This window comes from Aeromonas bestiarum (assembly GCF_000819745.1).
GTDB classification, from domain to species: domain Bacteria; phylum Pseudomonadota; class Gammaproteobacteria; order Enterobacterales; family Aeromonadaceae; genus Aeromonas; species Aeromonas bestiarum.
The window spans coordinates 46,415-67,391 of record NZ_CDDA01000037.1; the positions used below are offsets into that span (position 1 = coordinate 46,415).

Consider the following 20,977-nt stretch of genomic DNA (forward strand, 5'->3'; position numbering starts at 1 on the left):
ACTTAAGGAAGGATTGCAACGATGGACAAACAGACGCTGGTAATCAAGTTGGGTGGTGCCCTGATCGAGAACGACGAGGCGCTGACCGCCCTGTTCGCCACCCTCAAAACCTTTCTGGATGAGCAACACAGACCCCTGGTGCTGGTGCACGGCGGCGGCTGCCTGGTGGATGACCTGCTCAAGGGGCTGGGTCTGACTTCCACCAAGAAGAACGGCCTGCGGGTGACCCCGTTCGAGCAGATCCCCTTTATCGCCGGCGCCCTGGCGGGGACCGCCAACAAGCAGATGATGGCCAAGGCCATCGCCACCGGCATTCCGGCCGTGGGGCTCTGCCTCGCCGATGGCGGCCTGTGTCAGGTAACCCAGCTCGACCCGGATCTCGGTGCGGTCGGCGACTGCAAACCGGGCAACCCGGCGCTGGTGACCGGCATACTGGGGCAGGGCTTCCTGCCGGTGGTGAGCTCCATCGGCATCACGGCCGATGGCCAGCTGATGAACGTCAACGCGGATCAAGCGGCCACCGCCATTGCCGAGGCGCTCGGCGCCGATCTGGTGATGCTGTCGGACGTGAGCGGCATCCTGGATGGCAAGGGCAAGCTGGTGCCGCAGCTGAACAAGGCGACCGCACTGGATCTGATGGAGAAGGGGGTGATCAGCGATGGCATGGCGGTCAAGGTGAAAGCCGCGCTGCATGCTGCCGAGACCCTCGGCAAACCGGTCTGTGTGGCCAGCTGGCGTTACCCGGATCAACTGCTCAAGCTGCTGGCCGGTGGTGCCGTCGGCACCCAGGTCACCCTCTAACCCTGGCCGGAAAAAGGAACATCCGATGCAACATCTTCTGAAAGACAGCGACTTGAACAAATCCCAGATCCTGGCGCTGATCGCCCTGGGCAAATCGGTCAAGGCAGATCCGAAAAAGTACAGCCAGGCGCTGGCGGGCAAGAGCGTGGTCACCTTGTTCGAGAAGCCCTCCCTACGTACCCGGGTCACCTTCGACATCGGCATCGCCAGACTCGGTGGCCACAGCGTCTATCTGGATCAACAGAACGGTGCGCTGGGCAAGCGCGAATCGGTGCAGGACTTTGCCGCCAACCTGTCGCGCTGGTGTGACGCCATAGTCGCGCGGGTATTCGACCACCAGACGCTTGTTGGATTAGCGGAGCATGGCACAGTGCCCGTGGTGAACAGCCTGTGCAACCTCTACCACCCCTGCCAGGGGCTGGCCGACTTTATGACCATTGCCGAGCATTACGCGGATCTGTCCAAGGTGAAACTGGCGTATCTGGGCGATGGCAACAACGTCAGCCACTCTCTGCTGCTGCTGGGGGCGACGCTCGGCACCGATGTGACCCTGATCTGCCCCAAGGGCCACGGCCCGGATACCCAGATCTTCCTGCAGGCCCAGGCGCTGGCGGCCGATTCCGGCGCCACCATTCACATCAGCGATGACGTGGGGGATATCGAAGGGTTTGACGTGGTTTACACCGATACCTGGGTCTCCATGGGTGACAACACGCCAATGGAGCAGGTAAAAGATATCTTTATGCCTTATCAGATCAACCAGGCTCTGCTCGACCGCACCGGCATCCAGCATGTGCTGCACTGCCAGCCGGCGCACCGGGGGCTGGAGATCACCTCCCAGGTCATGGATGGCCCAGCCTCCCTCATCATGGACGAGGCCGAGAACCGTATGCATATCCAGAACGCCGTGCTGCTGACCCTGTTTGGACAGGGTCACAAGTAACGCGGCAACCGAACCTGAAGCACAACCTTTTATCGAATCATCATGGAGAGAAGTAAAATGAGCGGAATCAACAAGATAGTACTGGCTTACTCGGGCGGACTGGATACCTCGGCCATCATTCCCTGGCTGAAAGAGAACTATGATGCGGAAATCATCGCCTTCGTCGCCGACGTGGGTCAGGAGCGCGACGATCTGGAAGGGATAGAGCAGAAGGCCATCGCCTCCGGCGCCACCAAGTGCATCGTCAAGGATCTGCGCGAAGAGTTCGTCAAGGAGTACGTCTATCCGACCCTGAAGACAGGGGCCGTCTACGAAGGCACCTACCTGCTCGGCACCTCAATGGCGCGTCCCATCATTGCCAAGGCCATGGTGGACGCGGCCCTGGCGGAAGGCGCCGACGCCATCTCCCACGGTTGCACCGGCAAGGGCAACGATCAGGTGCGTTTCGAAGGCGCCGTGGCGGCCCTGGCCCCGCAACTGAAGGTGATCGCCCCCTGGCGTCTGTGGGACATGCGCTCCCGTGAAGATCTGCTGGCCTATCTGGAAGCCCGCGACATCCCCTGCAAGGCGACCCTGAAGAAGATCTACAGCCGCGATGCCAACGCCTGGCACATCTCCACCGAGGGTGGCGAGCTGGAGAGCACCTGGAACGAGCCGTCCGAAGCGGTCTGGCAGTGGACCGTCTCCGCCGAGCAGGCACCGAACGAGCCGGAATACGTCAAGCTGACCGTGGCTCAGGGTGAAGTGGTCGCCGTTGACGACCAGCCGCTGACCCCGCACCAGATCCTGATGACCCTGAACGAGCGTGCCGGCAAGCACGGCGTCGGCCGCATCGACATCACCGAAAACCGCATGGTGGGCATGAAGTCCCGTGGCTGCTACGAGACTCCGGGTGGTACCGTCATGGTGGCTGCACTGCGCGCCGTGGAAGAGCTGGTACTGGACAGACCGACCCGCGCCTGGCGCGAGAAGCTGGGTGCCGAGTTCTCCCACCTGGTCTATGACGGTCGCTGGTTCACCCCGCTGTGCAAGGCCATTGTCGCCTCCGCCAACGCCATCGCCGAGGATCTCGACGGCGAAGTGATCCTGAAGATGTACAAGGGTCAGGTCACAGCAGTGCAGAAGAAGTCGCCGAACAGCCTCTACTCCGAAGACTTCGCCACCTTCGGTGCCGACGAGGTGTACGACCAGAGCCATGCCGAAGGCTTTATCCGTCTCTACACCCTGGCCAGCCGGATCCGCGCCATGAAGGAGCAGCATCAGGCCATCGGCGGTGATCACACCCACGGCTAAGCCTTGAGGTTTCAAGCCGCAGAAAATCGGTGAGGGGGCTTGGCCCCCTCACTTATAAGCGGCTAAGCGGCGACCTGGTTCTCACAGGGATAACTGGTGAGCTGTGACAAGAGCGGCAGCACCTCGGCTGCTTCTGTGAGATAACAGGGCCAGTTTCCGAATGATGTTGGTGTGTTTTGCTCCCTTCTCCCCTTGTGGGAGAAGGGTTGGGGATGAGGGGGTGGTAGCCAACCATACCCTCACCCTGGCCCTCTCCCAGAGGGAGAGGGAACCGGTTCGCAGTTGCTGGATGTGACGTGACCAACGGCAACAGCATCGATCACCACCGCACTGTTATGCAGAAAAATACAGGGCAAGATTTCAGCGCGCAGGCCAAGGGGTCGCGCCAGTACGGCAGGCGCAAGGCGCCTGCCGACAACGCATTCAAGGAGAGCAGTATGGCACTTTGGGGTGGACGCTTCAGTCAGGGAGCAGACAGCAGGTTCAAGCAGTTCAACGATTCGCTGCGGTTTGATTACCGGCTGGCGGAGCAGGATATCCAGGGCTCCATGGCCTGGGCCAAGGCGCTGGTGAAAGTGGGCGTATTGACCGCGGCCGAGCAAGGGAAGCTTCAGCAGGCGATGGAGGTGCTGCTGGCCTCGGTGCAGCAGGATCCCCAGCAGATCCTGAGCTCCGACGCCGAAGACATTCACTCCTGGGTCGAAGGGAAGCTGATCGATGCCGTCGGCTCCTTGGGCAAGAAGCTGCACACAGGTCGTTCGCGCAACGATCAGGTCGCCACCGACCTCAAACTCTGGTGTAAGGCGCAGGGTGAGCTGCTGCTCGCCTCCATCACTGCCCTGCAAGCCGGACTGGTCGCCTCCGCCCGCGCCAATCAGGCCGCCGTGCTGCCCGGCTACACCCACTTGCAGCGCGCCCAGCCGGTCACCTTCGCCCATTGGGCCCTGGCCTATGTGGAGATGCTGGAGCGGGACCATTCCCGCCTGCAGGATGCGCTGAAGCGCCTCGACATCAGCCCGCTCGGCTGCGGCGCCCTGGCGGGCACCGCCTATGCCATCGACCGCGAAGCCTTGGCGCTGGACATGGGCTTTGGCGGCGCCACCCGCAACAGCCTGGATTCAGTCTCCGATCGGGATCACGTGGTGGAGCTGATGCACGTGGCGTCCCTCTCCATGACTCACCTGTCGCGCTTTGCCGAGGATCTCATCTTCTACAACACGGGGGAGGCGGGTTTCGTGGAGTTATCCGATGCAGTGACCTCGGGGTCGTCGCTGATGCCGCAGAAGAAGAACCCGGATGCGCTTGAGCTCATTCGTGGCAAGACAGGCAGGGTAGTGGGCGCCCAGATGGGCATGCTGATGAGCCTCAAGGCGCTGCCGCTGGCTTACAACAAGGACATGCAGGAAGACAAGGAAGGGCTGTTCGATGCCCTCGACACCTGGCACGACTGCCTCGATATGGCGGCGCTGGTGCTGATCGATCTGAAAGTGAACGTCGAACGCACCAAGGCGGCGGCCCAGGGCGGCTACGCCAACGCCACCGAGCTGGCAGACTATCTGGTGGCCAAGGGGATTCCCTTCCGTGAGGCGCACCATATCGTCGGCGAGACAGTGGTCTATGCGCTTGAGGTGAAGAAGCCGCTGGAAGATCTCTCTTTGCCTGAGTTCCAGCGCTTCAGCCCTGTCATCGGCGAGGATGTCTATCCCAATCTGGAGCTGGAAGCGACCCTGGCCAAGCGGGTCGCCAAAGGCGGTGTCGCCCGCGAGCTGGTGGATGCGGCCCTCACCACCGCCGAACAGTGGCTGGCCAAGCGCGGCTGATTGCCAAGTTGAATGAAACGAAGAGGGCTCAGGCCCTCTTTTTATATCTGTGCCATCGCCTGCCGACCTCGATTGCGCAAGAATGGACCTCTGTATGGAAGCCAAACCTCGGCCAAGGAGCCCTTATGTATCAGCCACCCCATTTCGCCGTTACCGATCCCGAGACGCTGCACCAGTTGATCCTGGCCCACCCGCTGGGGGCTCTGATCACCCACGGTGAGCGGGGGCTGGATGCGAACCATTTGCCGTTTGAGCTGGACGCCGGCAGTGGCGAGCAGGGCGTCCTGCGCGCTCATGTTGCCCGCAACAACCCGCTCTGGCAGGAGGCCAGGGATGGCGATGAGGTACTGGTGATCTTCAAGGCTGCCGACGGCTACGTCTCCCCCAACTGGTATCCGAGCAAGCAAGTGCATCACCAGCAGGTGCCGACCTGGAACTACAGCGTGGTGCATGCTCATGGCCGAATTCGTATCCACGATGATGCGCGCTTCGTGCGTCGCCTGCTGGCAAATCTAACCCGTCATCATGAAGCCGGAGAGCCGACCCCTTGGAAGATGGCGGACGCGCCGAGAGACTATCTCGAGGCCATGGTACAGGCCGTGGTTGGCATCGAAGTCGAGATAACCGGGCTGGTTGGCAAGTTCAAACTGAGTCAGAACAAGGAGGAGGCGGACCGGCAAGGGGCAATCGAAGCCCTGCAAGCCAAGGGCCAGACGGCGCTGGCAGAGGCGATGCTGAGCCCACCGCCTTCACTACCATAACGTTGCATCCTGCTATCCGGCCCAACAAAAACGGCAACCCTGAGGTTGCCGTTTTTAATGTATCCACCCTTGCTCACGCACTGGCATTAAGCAGCTTGCCGACGCCTTCCCCCTTGCCGTTGGGCAGGGTCTGCTTGAAGGCGCCGAGCAGCTGATCCAGGTTCAGATCGCTGCTGCCAAGGGTGCCCTTGAGGGCATCGAGTTCGCTTTGCAGGGCGTCGAGACGGGTGCTCTGGGTGCCGCTGGCGAGCTGGCCGCGGGCCGTGTCTATGGCCTCGGGCAGCGACTGGCCATTGTTCTCCTGACCCAGGGTCTGCAGCAACTCGCTCATGAAATGGTTGATGGCGGGGCGGTTCTGCTCGCTATTGGCGTCCTTGACTCCGAGCCGCTGGAACAGGCTCTGGACCGTGGGTGCCAGGCGATCTTCCTGCACGGGGGACTCGGCCTTGGCCTGTGGCGTGCCGTCGCCGAGCAGCTTGCTGCCGAGCTTGAGGGCAAGGGAGGCGAGGGGAAGCAGGGTGCTGATGGCGATCATGATGTCACTCTCCGGTACGGCTGATGACAGTGACAGAGCAGGGATTGGGCCAGTTTGGTGAAAAATGCAGCAGTCGTGGGCAGGCCGCTGATCCTGTTGTGAATTTAGTTTTGCAGGCCGTAGGGGGGAGGGGCAAGTGTGGGGGAAAGCGGCAACCCCTTGCAGCCCGGAAGCTGGCCGGTTTGCCGCCGTGGCCGCCGGCTCACAGATTCTTGAACGGGCGGCGCTTCTCCTCCTCGATGACGATGGCTTCCAGATTGGCGATCCGCTCCCGCAGCTCCTGAATAAGCACATCCTGTTTGCCGAGGCGATCCGTGATGCGGATATCCCCCAGTTGGTAGCGGGCGCGTTTGCTGAGATAGCCGAACAGCATGCTGATAAAGACGATCAGGACTATGCCTGTCCACATTGTCATGGGTGACTCCTTGTCGATAAATACGCGAGAAAACCGCCTTGCAGGCCCTCTGTTGTCTCATACCCAGAAAGGGGTCGCAATGCCCGCGCTGGTGAGGAGTATGAGCCCTCGGCTCAGGCCAGTGCCTATGCGCAAGCCGCGTCACGCCGTTGATCGGTGCGTCGTGCTGGCGCCTTGGTGATCCTCAGACCCCTTGCCAGAGCGGCCGGCCGAGCCAGAGTCCCCACAGGGTGAGGTGCAGCAGCACGATAAACCAGAACACCAGCCGGTAGCTGCCCTTCTGGGTTTTGTGGCGCAGCCAGTGACGGGCGACCAGGGCCCCGGGCCAGCCGCCGCACAGCTCCAGCAGATGGAGGCGGGATTCGGGGATGCGCCAGCCACCGCGAATGGCCTGCCGCTTGTCGTGGGCGTAGGCCAGCGCCGTCAGCAGGCTCATGGTGGTGACTATGGCCAGCGGCCACCAGTTGGCGTCAGCCAGGCCAAGCCAGGCGGTCCAGAGCAGGGGAAACAGGGCCAGCCAGATCACAGTGCCAGCTCCCAGCCACGGGGGGCATCCGGGGTCAGGGTGCGGATCACGCGAGCGGGGTTGCCCACCGCTACCGAGTCGGCCGGTATGTCGCGGGTGACCACGGCGCCGGCGCCTATGATGGATCGCGCCCCGATCGTGACGCCGGGGCAGATGATGGCGCCGCCGCCGATCCAGCAGTCATCGCCTATGTGAACCGGCTTGTTGTAGGCGGTCCAGTTGCGCCGCTCCAGATAGTCCGTGCTGTGGGTGGCTGTGTAGATCTGCACGTTGGGGGCCAGCAGCACATGGCTGCCGATGTGCACCTCGCCCACGTCGAGAATGGTGATGTTGAAGTTGAAGAAGGTCTTCTCGCCGATGTGGATGTTGCGGCCGAATTCGCAGGTGAAGGGGGTACTGATCCAGCAGGAGTCGGGGCAGTGGCCGAACAGCTCGCCGCACAGGCGCTGGCGCAGTGGCTGATCTCCGGCCGGGGAGGCGTTGAGTTGTGCCAGCAGCGCCTGGCCGCGGATCCGGTCGTTCGCTATCTCCTCGCTCTGGCTGTCCAGGGCGCCGCCCGCCAGTACCTTGTCCCAATCGCTTGCCATGCTCACCTCTCCTCATGTGCCAAGAGGAGCCAGTATACGCCAGCGACCCGGCGGCGTCAGGCTGTCACTTGCTGCAACCTCAGGCGCCCGGCCAGATGAGCGGCAGGATCAGAAGGGCAGAAACGAAGTAGGGCAGCAGCACCCGCAGCCCCAGCCGACGGCCGCCTATCCCCAAGGCCAGCAGCCCCTTCACCAGCGAGTTGACCAGCCCGGCGAGCAGGATGCCGCGCGCCGCCACCTCCAGCGCCAGCTCCTTGTGGGAGAGTTGGGAGAGCGACAGGGTAATGGCGTCCACGTCCGTGATCCCCGAGACCAGCGACAGCAGATAGACACCTGAGTTGCCCACCTTGCTCTGCAGCAGGGTGGCCATGAAGCCGATCAGCGCTAGCAGCAGGCCGAACTTGATGGCGGTGGCGAGATCGAGCGGGTTGCTGGTCTGGGGCTGCACAGGGCCATCGGTCAGCTCCTCGCGCTGACGCCAGAACCAGAAGGCGAAGCCGTAGACGGTGGCCGCCAGCAGCAGCAGAGGCGCCGCCAGGCGCATCGCCAGCTCGCTGTGAATGAGCAGCACCAGCACCAGCAGCCGCAGCCACATGGTGGCTCCCGCCATCAGTATGCCGGTGGCCAGCAGCCGCTCCAGCCCGCCCTGTTCCCTGTTGAGGCGGGCAAACTGCAGGGTGAGGGCGGTGGAGGAGGCGAGCCCCGCCAGTATGCTGGTGAGCACCAGTCCCGAGCGGGTGCCGAGCAGGCGTACCGCGAAGTGGCCCGAGAACGAGATGCCGGCGATCACCACCACCATCAGCCAGATCTTGAAGGGGTTGAAGGCATCGAGGGGCCCCATCTCCTCGTTGGGCAGTACCGGCAGCAGCACCAGGGAAATGAGCAGGAAGCGCAGGGTTGCGTGGAATTCGGTCTCGCTCAGAAACAGCATCCCCTGCTGGATCTTGCCCTTGAGCCCCATCAAGAGGGCCGCCAGCACGGCGCAGGCCACCGCCTCGCTCGGACTCAGCAGCACGGACATCAGCCCCAGCAGGTAGGTGAGCAGCATGGCCACCGAGCTGGTGAGGCCGAACTCCCCCTGCCAGCGCTGGGCCAGCCAGACCGAGAGGCCGCAGCCCGTCACCACCGCCAGCAGGCCGAGCAGCGGCAGCCAGGGCCCCAGGGTCGGCAGCAGCAGGGCGCAGACACCGCCGAGCAGGCCGATGAGGCCATAGGTCCGCATCCCGGCGATGCGCTGGTTGTCCCCCAGCTGGCGCACCTGCCAGCCGCGCTCCAGTCCTATGATGAGGCCGATGGCCAGCGACACCAGGGCACCATTGACGGGGTCTGCATTGATCCACATAACGACTTCCTTTTCGCTGTGTCATGGCCTTGATCCCATGATGGCACAGCCAACAGGGGGGCAGGGAGGCATGGCTCACAGAGTGTGCGAGTGGCGCCGGTCGGCGGGTTGATATGAGCAAAAGAGATAAGCAAAGCGTTATTTCTTGGTTCTCGGCATAACAAGCCCACGGCATGCTGCATTCAACCCAACGAGATATGGAGTATCACCATGAAACTGCGAATGACCGCCCTCACCCTGCTCTCTCTGCTGGCCCTCGGCCAGGCCAACGCCGCCGAGATCCGCCTGCTCAACGTCTCCTACGATCCGACTCGCGAGCTGTTTCAGGAGTACAACGGCGCCTTCGCCAAGGAGTGGAAAGCCAAGACGGGTGACGATGTGGTGGTGAGCCAGTCTCACGGTGGCTCCGGCAAGCAGGCTCGTGCCGTGGTGGACGGGCTGGAAGCGGACCTCGTGTCGCTGGCGCTGGCCTATGACGTCAACGCCGTCGCCAAGCAGGGCTTGATCGCCGCCGACTGGCAGAGCCGGCTGGCCAACAACGCCTCTCCCTATACCTCCACCATCGTCTTCCTGGTGCGCAAGGACAATCCCAAGCAGATCAAGGATTGGGGCGATCTGGTGCGCAAGGACATCGCCATAGTGACGCCGAACCCCAAGACCTCCGGCGGGGCGCGCTGGAACTACCTGGCGGCCTGGGGCTATGCCCTGAAGAAGAGCGGCAGTGAGGAGGGCGCCAAACAGTTCGTCGGCGATCTCTACAAGAACGTGAAGGTGCTGGATTCCGGCGCCCGTGGCGCCACCACCAGCTTCATCGAGCGCGGCCTCGGCGACGTGCTGCTGGCGTGGGAAAACGAAGCCCTGCTGGTGCTCAATCAGCCCGGCAACCGCGACAAGTTCGAGCTGGTGGTGCCGTCGGTTTCCATCCTGGCAGAGCCGCCGGTGGCCGTGGTGGACAAGGTGGCCAAGAAGCACGGCACAGAAGCGGTCGCCAAGGCCTACCTCGAGTACCTCTACTCCGACGAGGGACAGCGCATCATCGCCAAATACCATTATCGCCCCAGCAATCCGGCGATCCTGAAGGAGACGGCGGCCCAGTTCCCGCAACTGACCCTGTTTACCGTCAAGGATCTGGAAGGGGATTGGGACAAGGCCCAGAAGAAACACTTCGCCCAGGGTGGCCTGTTTGACCAGATTTACCAGCCGGGCGGCTAAGGCGCCCCGCTTCCTTGTGGCATGTTCACCCCGCACTGGCCCCTGTGCCAGCTGATAGGAGCACCAAGATGAACAAGATCCTCCTGGTTCCCGGTCTGCACAACAGTGGGCCGGATCATTGGCAGAGTCGCTGGCATCAATATTTCCCCCACTGGCAGCGCATGGTGGGCCTGCCGTGGGACAAGCCGGACCTGACGGTCTGGAGCGCCAAGCTGGCGAGCAAGCTGCGCAGCCGGCGCGGCCGGGCCCATCTGGTGGCTCACTCCTTCGGCGCCCTGGCGGCCATCACGGCGGCGCGCCAGCAGCCCGACAAGGTGGCCTCGCTGTTTATCGTGGCGCCAGCCGATCCGGCCCGTTTCGGCTTGCCTGACGAGCTGCTGGCGGGCTCGCTCAAGGTATCGGCCCAGCTGATCGCCAGTCGCAACGATCCCTGGATGAGCTTCGAGCGGGCCGAATACTGGAGTCGCCAGTGGCAGGTGCCGCTGTTCGATGCCGGCGAGGTGGGCCATATCAATGCCCAGTCCGGCCATGGGGAGTGGAGCCAGGGGCTCAACCTGCTCGGCACCCTCTACCGGCGGGCCGAGATGGTGGTCGAACCGGCGCCGGCCGTGTGGGAGCGGCGCGCGGCCCTCAGTTTCCGTTGATGTTTTCGCTGATCCAGTTCAATACGCCGACAAGGAGAGAGATAGCACCCGACACCACAACAGTTGATTTTTGATGGCTTGGTACATTGCACGACGCTCCATTTTTTAGGTCTTTTATTTATATAAAAGACCTTTTTTTCATTTTATGGCTCTAAAAGCCTGATCCGCCGTTGTTAGATAAAAAAGTGCTTAGCAAAGGCATTATTGGTGTTTGTTGCCCCTAACTGGAATGCGCAGAATCGCTCTATCGAATGTTTTTCATAACAAACGGAAGCGTTATGCGATTTGGTTCTTACTCCGTCCTGCCGGGCTTTGGCCCGACCCTCGGCTTCAGCCTGCTCTACCTGGGCGTGCTGGTGCTGCTGCCGATCTCGGCGCTGGTGCTGTTCGCGGTGAACAACCTCACCCTCGCCGAATTCTGGCAGGTGATAGGCTCCCCGCGGGTGCTCGCCTCCTTTCGCCTGAGTTTCGGGGCGGCCTTTATCGCGGCGCTGCTCAACAGCCTGTTCGGCCTGATCCTGGCCTGGGTGCTGGTGCGTTACACCTTCCCCGGTCGCCGGCTGGTGGATGCGCTGATCGATCTGCCGTTCGCCATGCCCACCGCCGTCTCCGGTATCGCCCTGTGCGCCATCTTCGCCCCCAACGGCTGGATCGGGCAGTGGGTCGCCCCGTTTGGCATAGAGCTCGCCTACAACCCCATCGGGGTGGTGATTGCCCTCACCTTCATCGGTCTGCCCTTCGTGGTGCGCACCCTGCAGCCCGTGCTGCGGGAAGCCGAGACGGAGCAGGAAGAGGCCGCCGCCAGCCTGGGGGCTGACCGCTGGCAGACCTTCCTGCGGGTGCTGTGGCCGACCCTGGTCCCTGCGCTGATCACCGGCTTTGCGCTGGCGTTTGCCCGCGCCGTGGGGGAGTACGGCTCCGTCATCTTCATCGCCGGCAACCTGCCGATGGTTTCCGAGATAGCGCCGCTGATGATCATGAGCCACCTGGAGGAGTACGACTATGCCGGTGCCTCCGCCATCGCCGTGGTCATGCTGCTCATCTCTTTCATTCTGTTATTGCTGATCAACAAGCTGCAGGCCTGGAGCTGGGCCCGTATCGGAGGGAGCCGCATATGAACGCCTCACATTCAAGCCTGGACCTTGCCCTCGACGTGGCACAGACCACCCCGGTTCGCCATCCCCCGGTGACCCGTGAACCCGTCTGGGTCAAGTGGCTGCTGATCTCCCTCGGGCTGGGCTGGTTTGCCGCCCTGCTGCTGCTGCCGCTGGCCACCGTCTTCATTCAGGCGCTGAGACCCGGGCTGGCCTTTTTCTGGCACGCCATCAGCGAGCCGGATGCCCTGAGTGCGCTCGGGCTCACCGCCCTGGTCACGCTCTGCGCTGTGCCCCTCAACCTGCTGTTCGGGATAGCGGCGGCCTGGGCCATAGCCCGCTTCCGCTTCCCCGGCCGGCAACTGCTCATCACCATCATAGATCTGCCGTTCTCGGTCTCGCCGGTGATCGCGGGGCTGATGTTCGTGCTGATGTTCGGCAGCCGCGGCTGGTTTGGCGACTGGCTGAGCGAGCACGACATCAAGGTCATCTTCGCCACACCTGGCATCATTTTGGCGACCACCTTCATTACCGTGCCCTTCGTGGTACGCGAGCTGCTGCCCCAGATGGAGGCGCGCGGCCCGGAAGAGGAAGAAGCCGCCATCATGCTGGGGGCGAGCGGTTTGCAGATGTTCTGGCGGGTCACCTTGCCAGGCATCCGCTGGAGCCTGATGTATGGCCTGCTGCTCTGTACCGCCCGGGCCGTGGGGGAGTTTGGTGCCGTCTCCGTGGTCTCCGGCCATATTCGCGGCCAGACCAATACCCTGCCGCTGCATATAGAGATCCTCTACAACGAGTACCAGACCGGCGCCGCCTTCGCGGTGGCCAGCCTCCTGGCGCTGTTCGGGATCTTCACCCTGCTGGGAGAAACCCTGCTGGCCCGGCTGCGTGGGCAGCCCACCAAGTCCCATTGATGTTATTGCGACACGGATCTGGCTGCGCAGTCAGCCCGATCCGGATACCCCATTGATATGGATTGGGGTGTGATGGCGAGCAGGACCGGCCGTACGGACTGGCCAGCTCGGAGACTCCATCCATCCCGATTTAACGGTTCAGAGAGGCAGCCATGAGCATTCAGGTTCAACAACTCAACAAGCATTTCAATCAGTACGCGGCCCTGGCCGACATCAACCTCGACTTTCACGACGGCGAGCTGGTGGCCCTGCTCGGCCCCTCCGGCTGCGGCAAGACCACCTTGCTGCGGATCATCGCCGGGCTGGAGCAGGCCGACAGCGGCAGCGTCATCATCCGCGGGGAAGATGCCTCGGATCTGCATGTGCGCGAGCGCAACGTCGGCTTCGTGTTCCAGCACTACGCCCTGTTTCGCCACATGACGGTGTTCGAGAACGTGGCGTTCGGCCTGCGGGTCAAGCCGCGCAGCGAGCGTCCGGCCGAGGCGACCATCCGCGCCCGGGTCAAGGAGCTGCTGGATCTGGTGCAGCTCAGCCACGTGGCCGAGCGCTATCCGACCCAGCTCTCCGGTGGCCAGCGCCAGCGGGTCGCCCTGGCCCGCGCATTGGCGGTGCAGCCCAAGGTGCTGCTGCTGGACGAGCCTTTCGGCGCCCTCGATGCCCAGGTGCGCAAGGAGCTGCGCCGCTGGCTGCGCGAATTGCACGACGAGCTGCACGTCACCAGCCTGTTCGTGACTCACGATCAGGAGGAGGCGCTGGAGGTGGCGGATCGGGTGGTGCTGATGAACGCCGGCCGGGTCGAGCAGATAGGCACCCCGGCCGAGGTCTATGACCATCCCGCCAGCTCCTTCGTCCACAGTTTCCTCGGCAGCGTGAACCTGTTTCGCGGCCGGGTGGCGGAGCAGGGCTTTGGCATCGGCGAGCAGCTGCTTGGCGGCCCCATCAGTTCCCATCAGCTGGCTCAGGGCAGTGCGGCCATCGCCTATGTGCGCCCCCACGAGCTGGAGATACTGCCGGCGGATGCGCCCGGCGGGATCAGCGCCACCATCACCCGTCTGCTGCCCATGGGGCCGCGCATCCGGGTGGAACTGCGTGGCAATGGGGATACAAACGGTGCACACTTCGAGGCCGAACTGAGCAAGGAGGCGGCCAAAGCCTTCGCGCCGGGGCAGGGGGTGCGACTGGTCGCCAAACAGGCTCAACTCTATCCGGACTATCAGATCTGACGGCCATCGCCGCTTGAAATGAACAGATAGGATGGCGGTGTGAGCCCGCCTGGGATACAAGGGTGTCAGGCCGTTGCCGGACTCGATGAGGAGTCCGGCCAGGCAGATAACAAGAAAACGGCGGCGGGTAACCCCCGACCGGCCAGTCAGCGCAGGAGGCGATGACGTGAATTTTCAGCAGTTACGTATTATCCGGGAGGCGGCGCGGCGGGATTACAACCTGACCGAGGTCGCCAATGCCCTGTTTACCTCCCAGTCCGGGGTCAGCCGCCATATCCGCGAGCTGGAAGAGGAGCTGGGGATAGAGCTGTTCATCCGCTACGGCAAACGGCTGCTCGGCATGACGGAGCCGGGCAAGGAGTTGCTGGTGATCGCCGAGCGCATCCTCAACGACGCCAACAACATCCGCAAGCTGGCCAGCACCTTTGCCAACCGCGAGTCGGGCCGGCTGCTGGTGGCGACTACTCACACCCAGGCCCGTTACGCCCTGCCGAGGGTGGTGAAGGCGTTTCGCGAGCAGTTCCCGCAGGTGCAGCTGGAGCTGCGCCAGGGCAGCCCGGAGGAGATAGTGCGGCTGGTGCAGACCGGCGAGGTGGATATCGGCATCAGCAGCGAGCAGCTCGACAAGAGCGAAGGCGTGGTGGCGTTTCCCTACTACCGCTGGCACCACAATATAGTGGTGCCCGAGCAGCATCCTCTCACCGCCGAACGGGAGCTGACCCTGGCGGCGCTGGCGAACTGGCCCATCATCACCTATCAGGCCGGACTGACCGGACGGGCACGGGTGGATGAGGCGTTTGCCGAGGCGGGAATTGCGCCGCAGATCCTGCTGACCGCCCAGGATTCCGACGTCATCAAGACCTATGTCGAACTGGAGATGGGGGTCGGCATACTGGCTGACATGGCGTTCGACACCCAGCGCGACAAGGGGCTGGTGCAGCTCGACGGCAGCCGGCTGTTTGCGCCGCACACCGCCTGGATCGGCCTCAAGCAGGGGCAGTTCCAGCACAACTTCGCCTGGCAGTTCATCCAGCTCTGCAACCCCGAGCTGGCGCTGGCAGACATCCAGGCTCGCGCCATGGGCGGCGAGCCCGCCCTCGACTTCCAGATCTGAGTCCTGCTGCGAGATAAAAAACAGGGAGCCATGGCTCCCTGTTTTGTTTACAGGCTCTGGATCAGTTCACGGCAATCCAGGCATCCTGCCAGTTGGAACCCACGCCGGGCTCATACTGGGTCGCTGTGCTCGACCAGATGGTGCACCAGCCACTGTAGGGGAAGGGCTTGCACTGATAGACCTTGCCGTTCTTGGGCTGCAGCACCTTGGTGCCCTTGGTGTAGGACTTGAGCCCCTCCGGGAAGCTGAACTGGTAGTCACCAGAGGACGGATCCTTGAGCATCAGATCCAGGGTCTGCTGCAGGGCTTCGCCACCCGCCTTCGGCTTGCCTTCGATCACCAGCTGATGATGACCGGCACTGAGCCCGGTCAGCGGCATGGTGAAGCTCTGGCTGCTGTCCTTGATGTCGGCGGAGGACTGGCCTTTGGCCACGCCACCGTGGTCATACAGGGTGTTGGTGACGGCAAGATCCCCTTGCGCCGTGACGCTGAAGTTCAGGGTGACCTTGCCGTTGTCGAGCAGGTATTCGCTCTCCAGACCGCTCACGCTGATGTCGTTGCCCACCGGCGGTTGCAGCTGTTCGAGCTGGATCTCGACCCGCTCCAGCGCGCTGCCTGCCTTGAGGTAGACAGGGTTCTGGCCGTAAACGGGGTTGAACTGGCCGTCGGCGTTCTGCTGACCGGCGCGGATCTGGCTCTGCTCTGCATTGATCTTGCTGGCCAGGGCATGAGCCCAGTTGTTCTTCTGGCCCTGCTCCGTGGTGGTGATGGTCAGCTCGGTCTGCAGATCGGGACGCACGCCATTGGCGTCGAATACCAGGGCTCTGGCCTTGTCACCGGCCGCCAGATCGGTGGAGGGATAGATGGTGCCGCCCTGGCTCCAGTTCAGCGGTGGCTGGGTGCCACCCTTGAAGTTGGCATCGATCAGGTTGTAGAAGCTGTTGCTGGTATCACCCACTTCCCACACGCCGAGGATCAGCTGATAGCCGGTGCGCTCTGGCAGGGTGCACTGGTGAGTGACCTGCTTGGGCGGCTGTACCATGTTGCCATCCACCACGCAGAAGGGGGTGAGATCGAAGGCGGCGCGGGTCAGCGGCTGGTTTGGATTCCAGTCCTGCTTGGTGAGGTAGTAACGCCAGTTGCTGGTCACGTGGTTGGCGGTGAAGGTCCAGCTGATGGCGAAGGGGCCGGCCTGCACTTCCCGGCGGGTCCAGCGATCGCTGGTCTGGGCATTCAGCTCGCTCCAGCGGGTGCTGCCCGCCGAGGCTATCTGACCATCCTGGGGGCCGGATTGCGGGAAGCCCGAGGGGCCTTCCACGCTCTGGGGTTCATACTGCACAGCACCACACTGGCTGTTGCCGCCGGTCTTGCACAGGTAGTTGCGACTCTCGGGCTGGCTGATGTAGCCGTGGGCGAGCACGCCGCCACTGGCCAGCAGCGCCAGCGCCGCCGCGACGTGATTGAGTTGGATTTTTGCTGCCATACATTCCTCTGTTCGATAGATGTGGGCAGTCAAGTTGGCAGGGGAGTTCCCCGATACACACTTGCGTGTGGCAACCCCGCTATCCTGGACGACGTGTCTTTAGACCGGAGGCTTTGCGTCCTGGCCTTTCAACCAGTTTGCCAAATGACTACATAAAGGGTCATGGTGTCGCGTTTGACGACAATCCCATCATGACTAGTTTTGATTAAATAATTAAGTGTAAATGTTTACAGCTTGACCTCATCGGAGTAGTGCAAACACTTAACTTTATGTTTTTTAATGTATATTTAATCTACGCACCTTGCTGAACATCCTTGGTTATGTCGATAAAATGCAAAAATACGACATTTTTTATCAATAAAAAAATCCCTGCCAGCCAGGCTGGCAGGGATGGTCGTTGCGACAGGGCGGGACGGATCAGTGGCGAGCGCGGGGGCGTTCGGCCTGATGGCTCTGCCGATGCAGCGGTGCCAGCCGCTGTTCCAGCTGTTGGTCGATGGCGCTGCCGAGCTTGAACACCGCCAGCCGCTCGTCCAGGCTGCGGGATAGGCCGGCCAGCAGCTCGCTCTCCCGGGCCAGTTGCGAGGCGGATTGGGACATCTCCAGCGCCGAGTCGTTGATGCCGCTGACGTTGCGGTTCATGTCCTCGGCCACCATGCTCTGCTGTTCGGCGGCTGTGGCTATCTGGGTCGCCATGTCGCTCACGTGCTGGATGTGGTTGACGATGAGGGAGAGATCCTGCCCCGCCTTCTCCGACTGGCTGACGCTGCTCTCCGCCAGCTTGCGGCTGGCATCCATGGCGCTGGCGGCGGTGACGGCCCGCTGTTGCAGCTGGGCTATGGTGCTCTGGATCTCCTCGGTGGACTGGCGGGTACGGCTCGCCAGCTGGCGCACCTCGTCGGCCACTACCGCAAACCCGCGTCCCTGCTCCCCGGCGCGGGCCGCCTCTATGGCGGCGTTGAGGGCCAGCAGGTTGGTCTGCTCCGAGATGGCGCTGATGACGGCGGTCACCTCGCTTATCTGCATCACCCCCTCCTTGAGTTGATTGACCTGCAGCGTGGCCTGCTCCACCTCGGTGGCCAGCGCCTGTATGCCGTGCACGCTGGCATGCACGTCCCGGTTGCCGAGCCCGGCCTCGCTGGTGGCATCCTGGGTATCGCGGGCGGTATTTTCCGCGTGGCCCGCCACATCCGAGATGGTCGCGCTCATCTCGTTCATGGCGGTGGCGAGCTGAGCCAGCTGATCCCGCTGGCTGTTGACCGCCTGATTGGTCTGCTCGGCAGAGGCGGCGATGCGCAGGGCGGCATCCGCCACGTTGCGGGCACCCTGGCTGGCCTCCAGCAGGGCGTGGCGAATGGCATCGAGCCCCTGGTTGGTGCAGGTGGCGACGACCCCCAGCTCATCCTTGCCGCGTATCGGTATGCTGACCACCAGATCCCCGGCCGCCACCTGCTGCATGGCGCGCTTGATCTCGGCCAGCGGATTGACGATGGAGCGGCTGATGGCAAACCCCAGCAGCCCCATCAGCAGGATCACCAGCAGGGTGGCGCCCCCCATCAGCTGGTACTGGGACCAGATGGTGGCCTCTATGTCCTGCAGCAGCACGCCGGAGCCCAGGATCCAGCCCCAGGGCTGGTAGCCCGCCACCAGCGACATCTTCTGGGCCGCCTCACCCGTGGGGGTAATCCATTGATATTCCAGCCGGCCATGCTGGCCCCCCTTGCCAAGATCCACCATGCGTTGCCAGTGCGCCCCGGCGGTTGCGCCGCTCTCTCCCATCTGCTGACCGACCAGCTCAGGCTTGGTGGGGTGTACCACCACGTGGCGGGTCTCATCGATCACGAACAGATAGTTGTCGCCATCGAAGCGCATGCTGTTGAGCATGGCCTTGGCTTCGGCCTGGGCCTGGGGGGCGGGCAGCGTGGTAGCGAGGGCCTGGATCCGGCTCATGGCGAGATCCAGCACGGCCTGCAGCCGTGCCTCCCGCTCACTCATCAGATTGCGATTCAAGGCACTGGCCGAGATGAGCAGCAGTGCGATGAAGCCGACCAGTGCCAGTGAGAGCAGCAGCATCAATTTGCGGCTCACGGAGATATCACCGAGCTTGAACATAATATCTTCCTTCTTTCCCGTGCGGGTCTGGTGGTGGCCAGTCATGACGATGGCCCTGATTATTTCATCATTAACATTTAATTAACTTTCAATAACTTGTGGTCACTAAACGCTAATTGAGTATTTTGACAACCAGTATAGCCAGCAGACAGAAACCCTCACTTTTGGTAGCGTGGTCGTGCGCATCCCGGCGCACCATTTGCCGTACAATTTGCAGAAAATGTGAATGAGTTGGCATTTCACCAAAAAAGGAGTGGGCGCCCCAGGGGGCAGCCCCATAACAAGAGGGAATTTATGAGTTCCATTGCCAGGAATTACTTGAACCAGCTCAACGCCGACTACCTGCAGGTACACAGGCGCAAGGAGGACTTGTTCTGGTCCACCTACATGGGCACCAGCGACGATCAGGCCGGCTTCACCGCCGCCGAGCAGGCCTACAAGGCCTTCTGTGCCGATCCTGCGCGCCTGCCGGTACTGCGGGAGATGCAGGCCCTGGCCGAGGAGACGGAACTCAAGCGGGGTCTGGGGGGCTGGATCGCCTTCTTCGAGTGCAACGTCATCGAGGATCCGGCGGCGGCCGCCCTGATGGATGAGCTGGTGGCCGCCGAGGCGGCGCTGTTCGCCCGTCGCCGGGAGCTGAAGCTGACGTTGCTGGACGAGCAGGGCCGCCAGGTGGCCGGCAGCCTGCCCGCCGCCAGCACGGCACTGGCTGCCAGCGCCGATGAAGCGGTGCGCCAGAGCGCGCTCGCCATGTTCCATACCCTGGAGCAGTGGGTGGTCGACAACGGCTATCTGGAGATAGTTCGGCTTCGCAACCGCTTCGCCTGCGCCATGGGCTATCGGGACTACTTCGATTACAAGGTGCGCAAGAACGAGCAGATGAGCCCGGCGCAGCTGTTCGGCGTGCTGGATGATTTCATCGCCCGTACCGAACAGCGGCTGCACCAGAGCCTGGCGGAACTCAAGGCGGCCAAGGGGGAGGCGGCGCTGCTGCCCCACAACCTGCGCTACAGCGTGAGCGGCGACGTGACCCGCCAGCTCGACCCTTATGTGCCGTTTTCACGGGCGCTGAAGGACTGGGTCGAGAGCTTCCGCCGGCTCGGCATCCAGTATCGGGACGCGACCCTGACCCTGGATCTGCTGACCCGGGAGGGGAAATACGAGAACGGCTTCTGCCACGGCCCGGTGCCGAGCTTCTGGCAGGAGGGCCAGTGGGTGCCCGCTGTGGTCAACTTCACCAGCCTGGCGGATCCGGCTCAGGTGGGCAGCGGCTGGAGCGGCCTCAACACCCTGTTCCACGAGGGGGGCCACGCCGCCCACTTCGCCAACGTGACCGGCAACGCCCCCTGCTTCTCCCAGGAGTTTCCGCCTACCTCCATGGCCTATGCCGAGACCCAGTCCATGTTCTGCGACAGCCTGCTGGACGATGCCGACTGGCTCAAACGCTATGCCAGAAACGCCGCGGGGGAGGCGATCCCCGATTCGCTCATCAAGGCCATGATAGAGGCGCGCCAGCCGTTTCGTGCCTTCAACGAGCGCCAAATTGCCCTGGTCTCCTACTTCGAGCGGGATCTCTACGCCATGGCCGATGGCGATCGCACCCCGGCCGCCGTGCTGGCGCTGGCCCGCCAGTGGGAGCGCAAGATCCTGGGGACAGAGAGCCCGCGTCCGCTGCTGGCCATCCCGCACCTGCTCAATCAGGAGTCGGCCTGTGCCTACCACGGTTATCTGCTGGCGCTGATGGCGGTGGAGCAGACCCGCGCCTACTTCCTCAGGCGCGATGGCTATCTCACCGACAACCCGCGCATCGGGCCGGATCTGGCCGCCCACTACTGGGGACCGGGCAACGGCATGACCCACGACCAGACGCTGCAGAGCCTCACCGGCGAGGGCTTCAGTGCCGCCCCCCTGGCACGGGCATGCAACCAGAGCGTGGCCGAGGCGTGGCAGCAGGCAGAGGCCTGCATGACGGCGGCACAGCAGCGGCCGCCGGCAGGCGAGGGCACGCCGCTCAATGCCCGCATCCGGGTGGTGCACGGGGATCTGCTGGTCGCCGACAACAGCCAGTCGGAGGCGGCCATGCTGGCCGACTTCGAGGCCTGGATCCGGCGCCATGGCGAGACAGAGCCCGCCACCCTGGGTTAGGAAACCCCGCCTG

General features: G+C 63.1%; 19 protein-coding genes and 1 riboswitch. Of the genes, 12 read left to right on the forward strand and 7 right to left on the reverse strand.

Features of this window, described 5'->3' with window-relative positions:
- The first annotated feature begins 21 nt into the window (after positions 1-21).
- The 5 genes from argB to BN1118_RS18585 all read left to right on the forward strand — a co-directional run bounded on the left by argB (position 22) and on the right by BN1118_RS18585 (position 5,618).
- Positions 22-801 (forward strand): acetylglutamate kinase, encoded by a 780-nt coding sequence (argB, locus tag BN1118_RS18565; protein ID WP_043142293.1) that lies wholly within the window; start codon positions 22-24, stop codon positions 799-801.
- Positions 802-826: 25 nt separating this feature from the next.
- On the forward strand, positions 827-1,744 hold the full coding sequence (locus BN1118_RS18570) for an ornithine carbamoyltransferase (RefSeq protein ID WP_043557455.1): 918 nt from the start codon (positions 827-829) through the stop codon (positions 1,742-1,744).
- 57 nt (positions 1,745-1,801) lie between these two features.
- Positions 1,802-3,037 carry an argininosuccinate synthase gene (locus tag BN1118_RS18575; RefSeq protein ID WP_043557456.1) on the forward strand — a complete coding sequence of 412 codons (1,236 nt, stop codon included), beginning with the start codon at positions 1,802-1,804 and terminating at the stop codon, positions 3,035-3,037.
- A 437-nt stretch (positions 3,038-3,474) separates the two neighbouring features.
- Positions 3,475-4,857, forward strand: a complete 1,383-nt coding sequence (gene argH, locus BN1118_RS18580) for an argininosuccinate lyase (RefSeq protein ID WP_043557572.1) — start codon at positions 3,475-3,477, stop codon at positions 4,855-4,857.
- A gap of 125 nt (positions 4,858-4,982) precedes the next feature.
- Entirely contained in the window at positions 4,983-5,618 is a 636-nt protein-coding gene (locus BN1118_RS18585; RefSeq protein ID WP_043557458.1) for an FMN-binding negative transcriptional regulator, read from the forward strand.
- A 73-nt stretch (positions 5,619-5,691) separates the two neighbouring features.
- Here the strand turns inward: BN1118_RS18585 and BN1118_RS18590 are convergent, their stop codons facing one another.
- The 5 genes from BN1118_RS18590 to BN1118_RS18610 all read right to left on the reverse strand — a co-directional run bounded on the left by BN1118_RS18590 (position 5,692) and on the right by BN1118_RS18610 (position 9,023).
- The gene (locus tag BN1118_RS18590) at positions 5,692-6,153 is read right to left on the reverse strand and encodes a hypothetical protein (RefSeq protein ID WP_043557459.1); all 462 of its coding nucleotides are present in this window, start codon (positions 6,151-6,153) and stop codon (positions 5,692-5,694) included.
- 202 nt (positions 6,154-6,355) lie between these two features.
- Positions 6,356-6,568, reverse strand: coding sequence for a hypothetical protein (locus tag BN1118_RS18595; protein ID WP_042868993.1), 213 nt, complete (start codon positions 6,566-6,568; stop codon positions 6,356-6,358).
- Positions 6,569-6,752: 184 nt separating this feature from the next.
- Positions 6,753-7,094 (reverse strand): DUF1294 domain-containing protein, encoded by a 342-nt coding sequence (locus BN1118_RS18600; RefSeq protein WP_043142303.1) that lies wholly within the window; start codon positions 7,092-7,094, stop codon positions 6,753-6,755.
- Positions 7,091-7,681 carry a sugar O-acetyltransferase gene (locus tag BN1118_RS18605; protein ID WP_043557461.1) on the reverse strand — a complete coding sequence of 197 codons (591 nt, stop codon included), beginning with the start codon at positions 7,679-7,681 and terminating at the stop codon, positions 7,091-7,093. Before BN1118_RS18605 ends, BN1118_RS18600 begins: the two co-directional genes overlap by 4 nt.
- 79 nt (positions 7,682-7,760) lie before the next feature.
- The gene (locus BN1118_RS18610; RefSeq protein ID WP_043557462.1) at positions 7,761-9,023 is read right to left on the reverse strand and encodes an MgtC/SapB family protein; all 1,263 of its coding nucleotides are present in this window, start codon (positions 9,021-9,023) and stop codon (positions 7,761-7,763) included.
- A 210-nt stretch (positions 9,024-9,233) separates the two neighbouring features.
- On the opposite strand from BN1118_RS18610, the gene BN1118_RS18615 reads away from it, so the two are divergent.
- The 6 genes from BN1118_RS18615 (at position 9,234) to cbl (ending at position 15,224) form a co-directional block, all read left to right on the forward strand.
- Entirely contained in the window at positions 9,234-10,235 is a 1,002-nt protein-coding gene (locus BN1118_RS18615) for a sulfate ABC transporter substrate-binding protein (RefSeq protein ID WP_043557463.1), read from the forward strand.
- 68 nt (positions 10,236-10,303) lie between these two features.
- Positions 10,304-10,879 carry an RBBP9/YdeN family alpha/beta hydrolase gene (locus BN1118_RS18620; RefSeq protein ID WP_043557464.1) on the forward strand — a complete coding sequence of 192 codons (576 nt, stop codon included), beginning with the start codon at positions 10,304-10,306 and terminating at the stop codon, positions 10,877-10,879.
- 278 nt (positions 10,880-11,157) lie between these two features.
- A complete protein-coding gene (cysT, locus tag BN1118_RS18625) occupies positions 11,158-11,997 on the forward strand; it encodes a sulfate ABC transporter permease subunit CysT (protein WP_172955206.1) in 840 nt (279 codons plus the stop codon).
- Positions 11,994-12,887 carry a sulfate ABC transporter permease subunit CysW gene (gene cysW, locus BN1118_RS18630; protein ID WP_043557466.1) on the forward strand — a complete coding sequence of 298 codons (894 nt, stop codon included), beginning with the start codon at positions 11,994-11,996 and terminating at the stop codon, positions 12,885-12,887. Before cysT ends, cysW begins: the two co-directional genes overlap by 4 nt.
- A gap of 152 nt (positions 12,888-13,039) precedes the next feature.
- Complete coding sequence (locus BN1118_RS18635) at positions 13,040-14,110, forward strand: sulfate/molybdate ABC transporter ATP-binding protein (protein ID WP_043557467.1); 1,071 nt, start codon at positions 13,040-13,042, stop codon at positions 14,108-14,110.
- A gap of 166 nt (positions 14,111-14,276) precedes the next feature.
- On the forward strand, positions 14,277-15,224 hold the full coding sequence (gene cbl / locus BN1118_RS18640) for an HTH-type transcriptional regulator Cbl (protein ID WP_043557468.1): 948 nt from the start codon (positions 14,277-14,279) through the stop codon (positions 15,222-15,224).
- 61 nt (positions 15,225-15,285) lie between these two features.
- Here cbl and gbpA read toward each other — a convergent pair whose 3' ends face one another.
- Positions 15,286-16,707, reverse strand: a complete 1,422-nt coding sequence (gene gbpA, locus BN1118_RS18645; protein ID WP_043557469.1) for an N-acetylglucosamine-binding protein GbpA — start codon at positions 16,705-16,707, stop codon at positions 15,286-15,288.
- A gap of 66 nt (positions 16,708-16,773) precedes the next feature.
- Positions 16,774-16,859: riboswitch (cyclic di-GMP riboswitch) on the reverse strand.
- Positions 16,860-17,124: 265 nt separating this feature from the next.
- Positions 17,125-18,819 (reverse strand): methyl-accepting chemotaxis protein, encoded by a 1,695-nt coding sequence (locus tag BN1118_RS18650; RefSeq protein ID WP_043557470.1) that lies wholly within the window; start codon positions 18,817-18,819, stop codon positions 17,125-17,127.
- A 294-nt stretch (positions 18,820-19,113) separates the two neighbouring features.
- On the opposite strand from BN1118_RS18650, the gene BN1118_RS18655 reads away from it, so the two are divergent.
- Positions 19,114-20,964: a M3 family metallopeptidase gene (locus tag BN1118_RS18655; protein ID WP_043557472.1), complete on the forward strand. Its 1,851-nt coding sequence runs from the start codon at positions 19,114-19,116 to the stop codon at positions 20,962-20,964.
- The last annotated feature ends 13 nt before the right edge of the window (positions 20,965-20,977 follow it).

Bases quoted from the DNA above. Each gene is read 5' to 3' on its own strand.
- BN1118_RS18590 (WP_043557459.1), bottom strand. From the start codon at position 6,153: ATGATCGCCATCAGCACCCTGCTTCCCCTCGCCTCCCTTGCCCTCAAG.
- cysW (WP_043557466.1), top strand. From the start codon at position 11,994: ATGAACGCCTCACATTCAAGCCTGGACCTTGCCCTCGACGTGGCACAG.
- cysT (WP_172955206.1), top strand. From the start codon at position 11,158: ATGCGATTTGGTTCTTACTCCGTCCTGCCGGGCTTTGGCCCGACCCTC.
- BN1118_RS18620 (WP_043557464.1), top strand. From the start codon at position 10,304: ATGAACAAGATCCTCCTGGTTCCCGGTCTGCACAACAGTGGGCCGGAT.
- gbpA (WP_043557469.1), bottom strand. From the start codon at position 16,707: ATGGCAGCAAAAATCCAACTCAATCACGTCGCGGCGGCGCTGGCGCTG.
- argH (WP_043557572.1), top strand. From the start codon at position 3,475: ATGGCACTTTGGGGTGGACGCTTCAGTCAGGGAGCAGACAGCAGGTTC.
- BN1118_RS18615 (WP_043557463.1), top strand. From the start codon at position 9,234: ATGAAACTGCGAATGACCGCCCTCACCCTGCTCTCTCTGCTGGCCCTC.
- BN1118_RS18655 (WP_043557472.1), top strand. From the start codon at position 19,114: ATGAGTTCCATTGCCAGGAATTACTTGAACCAGCTCAACGCCGACTAC.
- BN1118_RS18575 (WP_043557456.1), top strand. From the start codon at position 1,802: ATGAGCGGAATCAACAAGATAGTACTGGCTTACTCGGGCGGACTGGAT.
- BN1118_RS18650 (WP_043557470.1), bottom strand. From the start codon at position 18,819: ATGTTCAAGCTCGGTGATATCTCCGTGAGCCGCAAATTGATGCTGCTG.
- BN1118_RS18585 (WP_043557458.1), top strand. From the start codon at position 4,983: ATGTATCAGCCACCCCATTTCGCCGTTACCGATCCCGAGACGCTGCAC.
- BN1118_RS18570 (WP_043557455.1), top strand. From the start codon at position 827: ATGCAACATCTTCTGAAAGACAGCGACTTGAACAAATCCCAGATCCTG.
- argB (WP_043142293.1), top strand. From the start codon at position 22: ATGGACAAACAGACGCTGGTAATCAAGTTGGGTGGTGCCCTGATCGAG.
- BN1118_RS18605 (WP_043557461.1), bottom strand. From the start codon at position 7,681: ATGGCAAGCGATTGGGACAAGGTACTGGCGGGCGGCGCCCTGGACAGC.
- BN1118_RS18635 (WP_043557467.1), top strand. From the start codon at position 13,040: ATGAGCATTCAGGTTCAACAACTCAACAAGCATTTCAATCAGTACGCG.
- BN1118_RS18595 (WP_042868993.1), bottom strand. From the start codon at position 6,568: ATGACAATGTGGACAGGCATAGTCCTGATCGTCTTTATCAGCATGCTG.
- BN1118_RS18610 (WP_043557462.1), bottom strand. From the start codon at position 9,023: ATGTGGATCAATGCAGACCCCGTCAATGGTGCCCTGGTGTCGCTGGCC.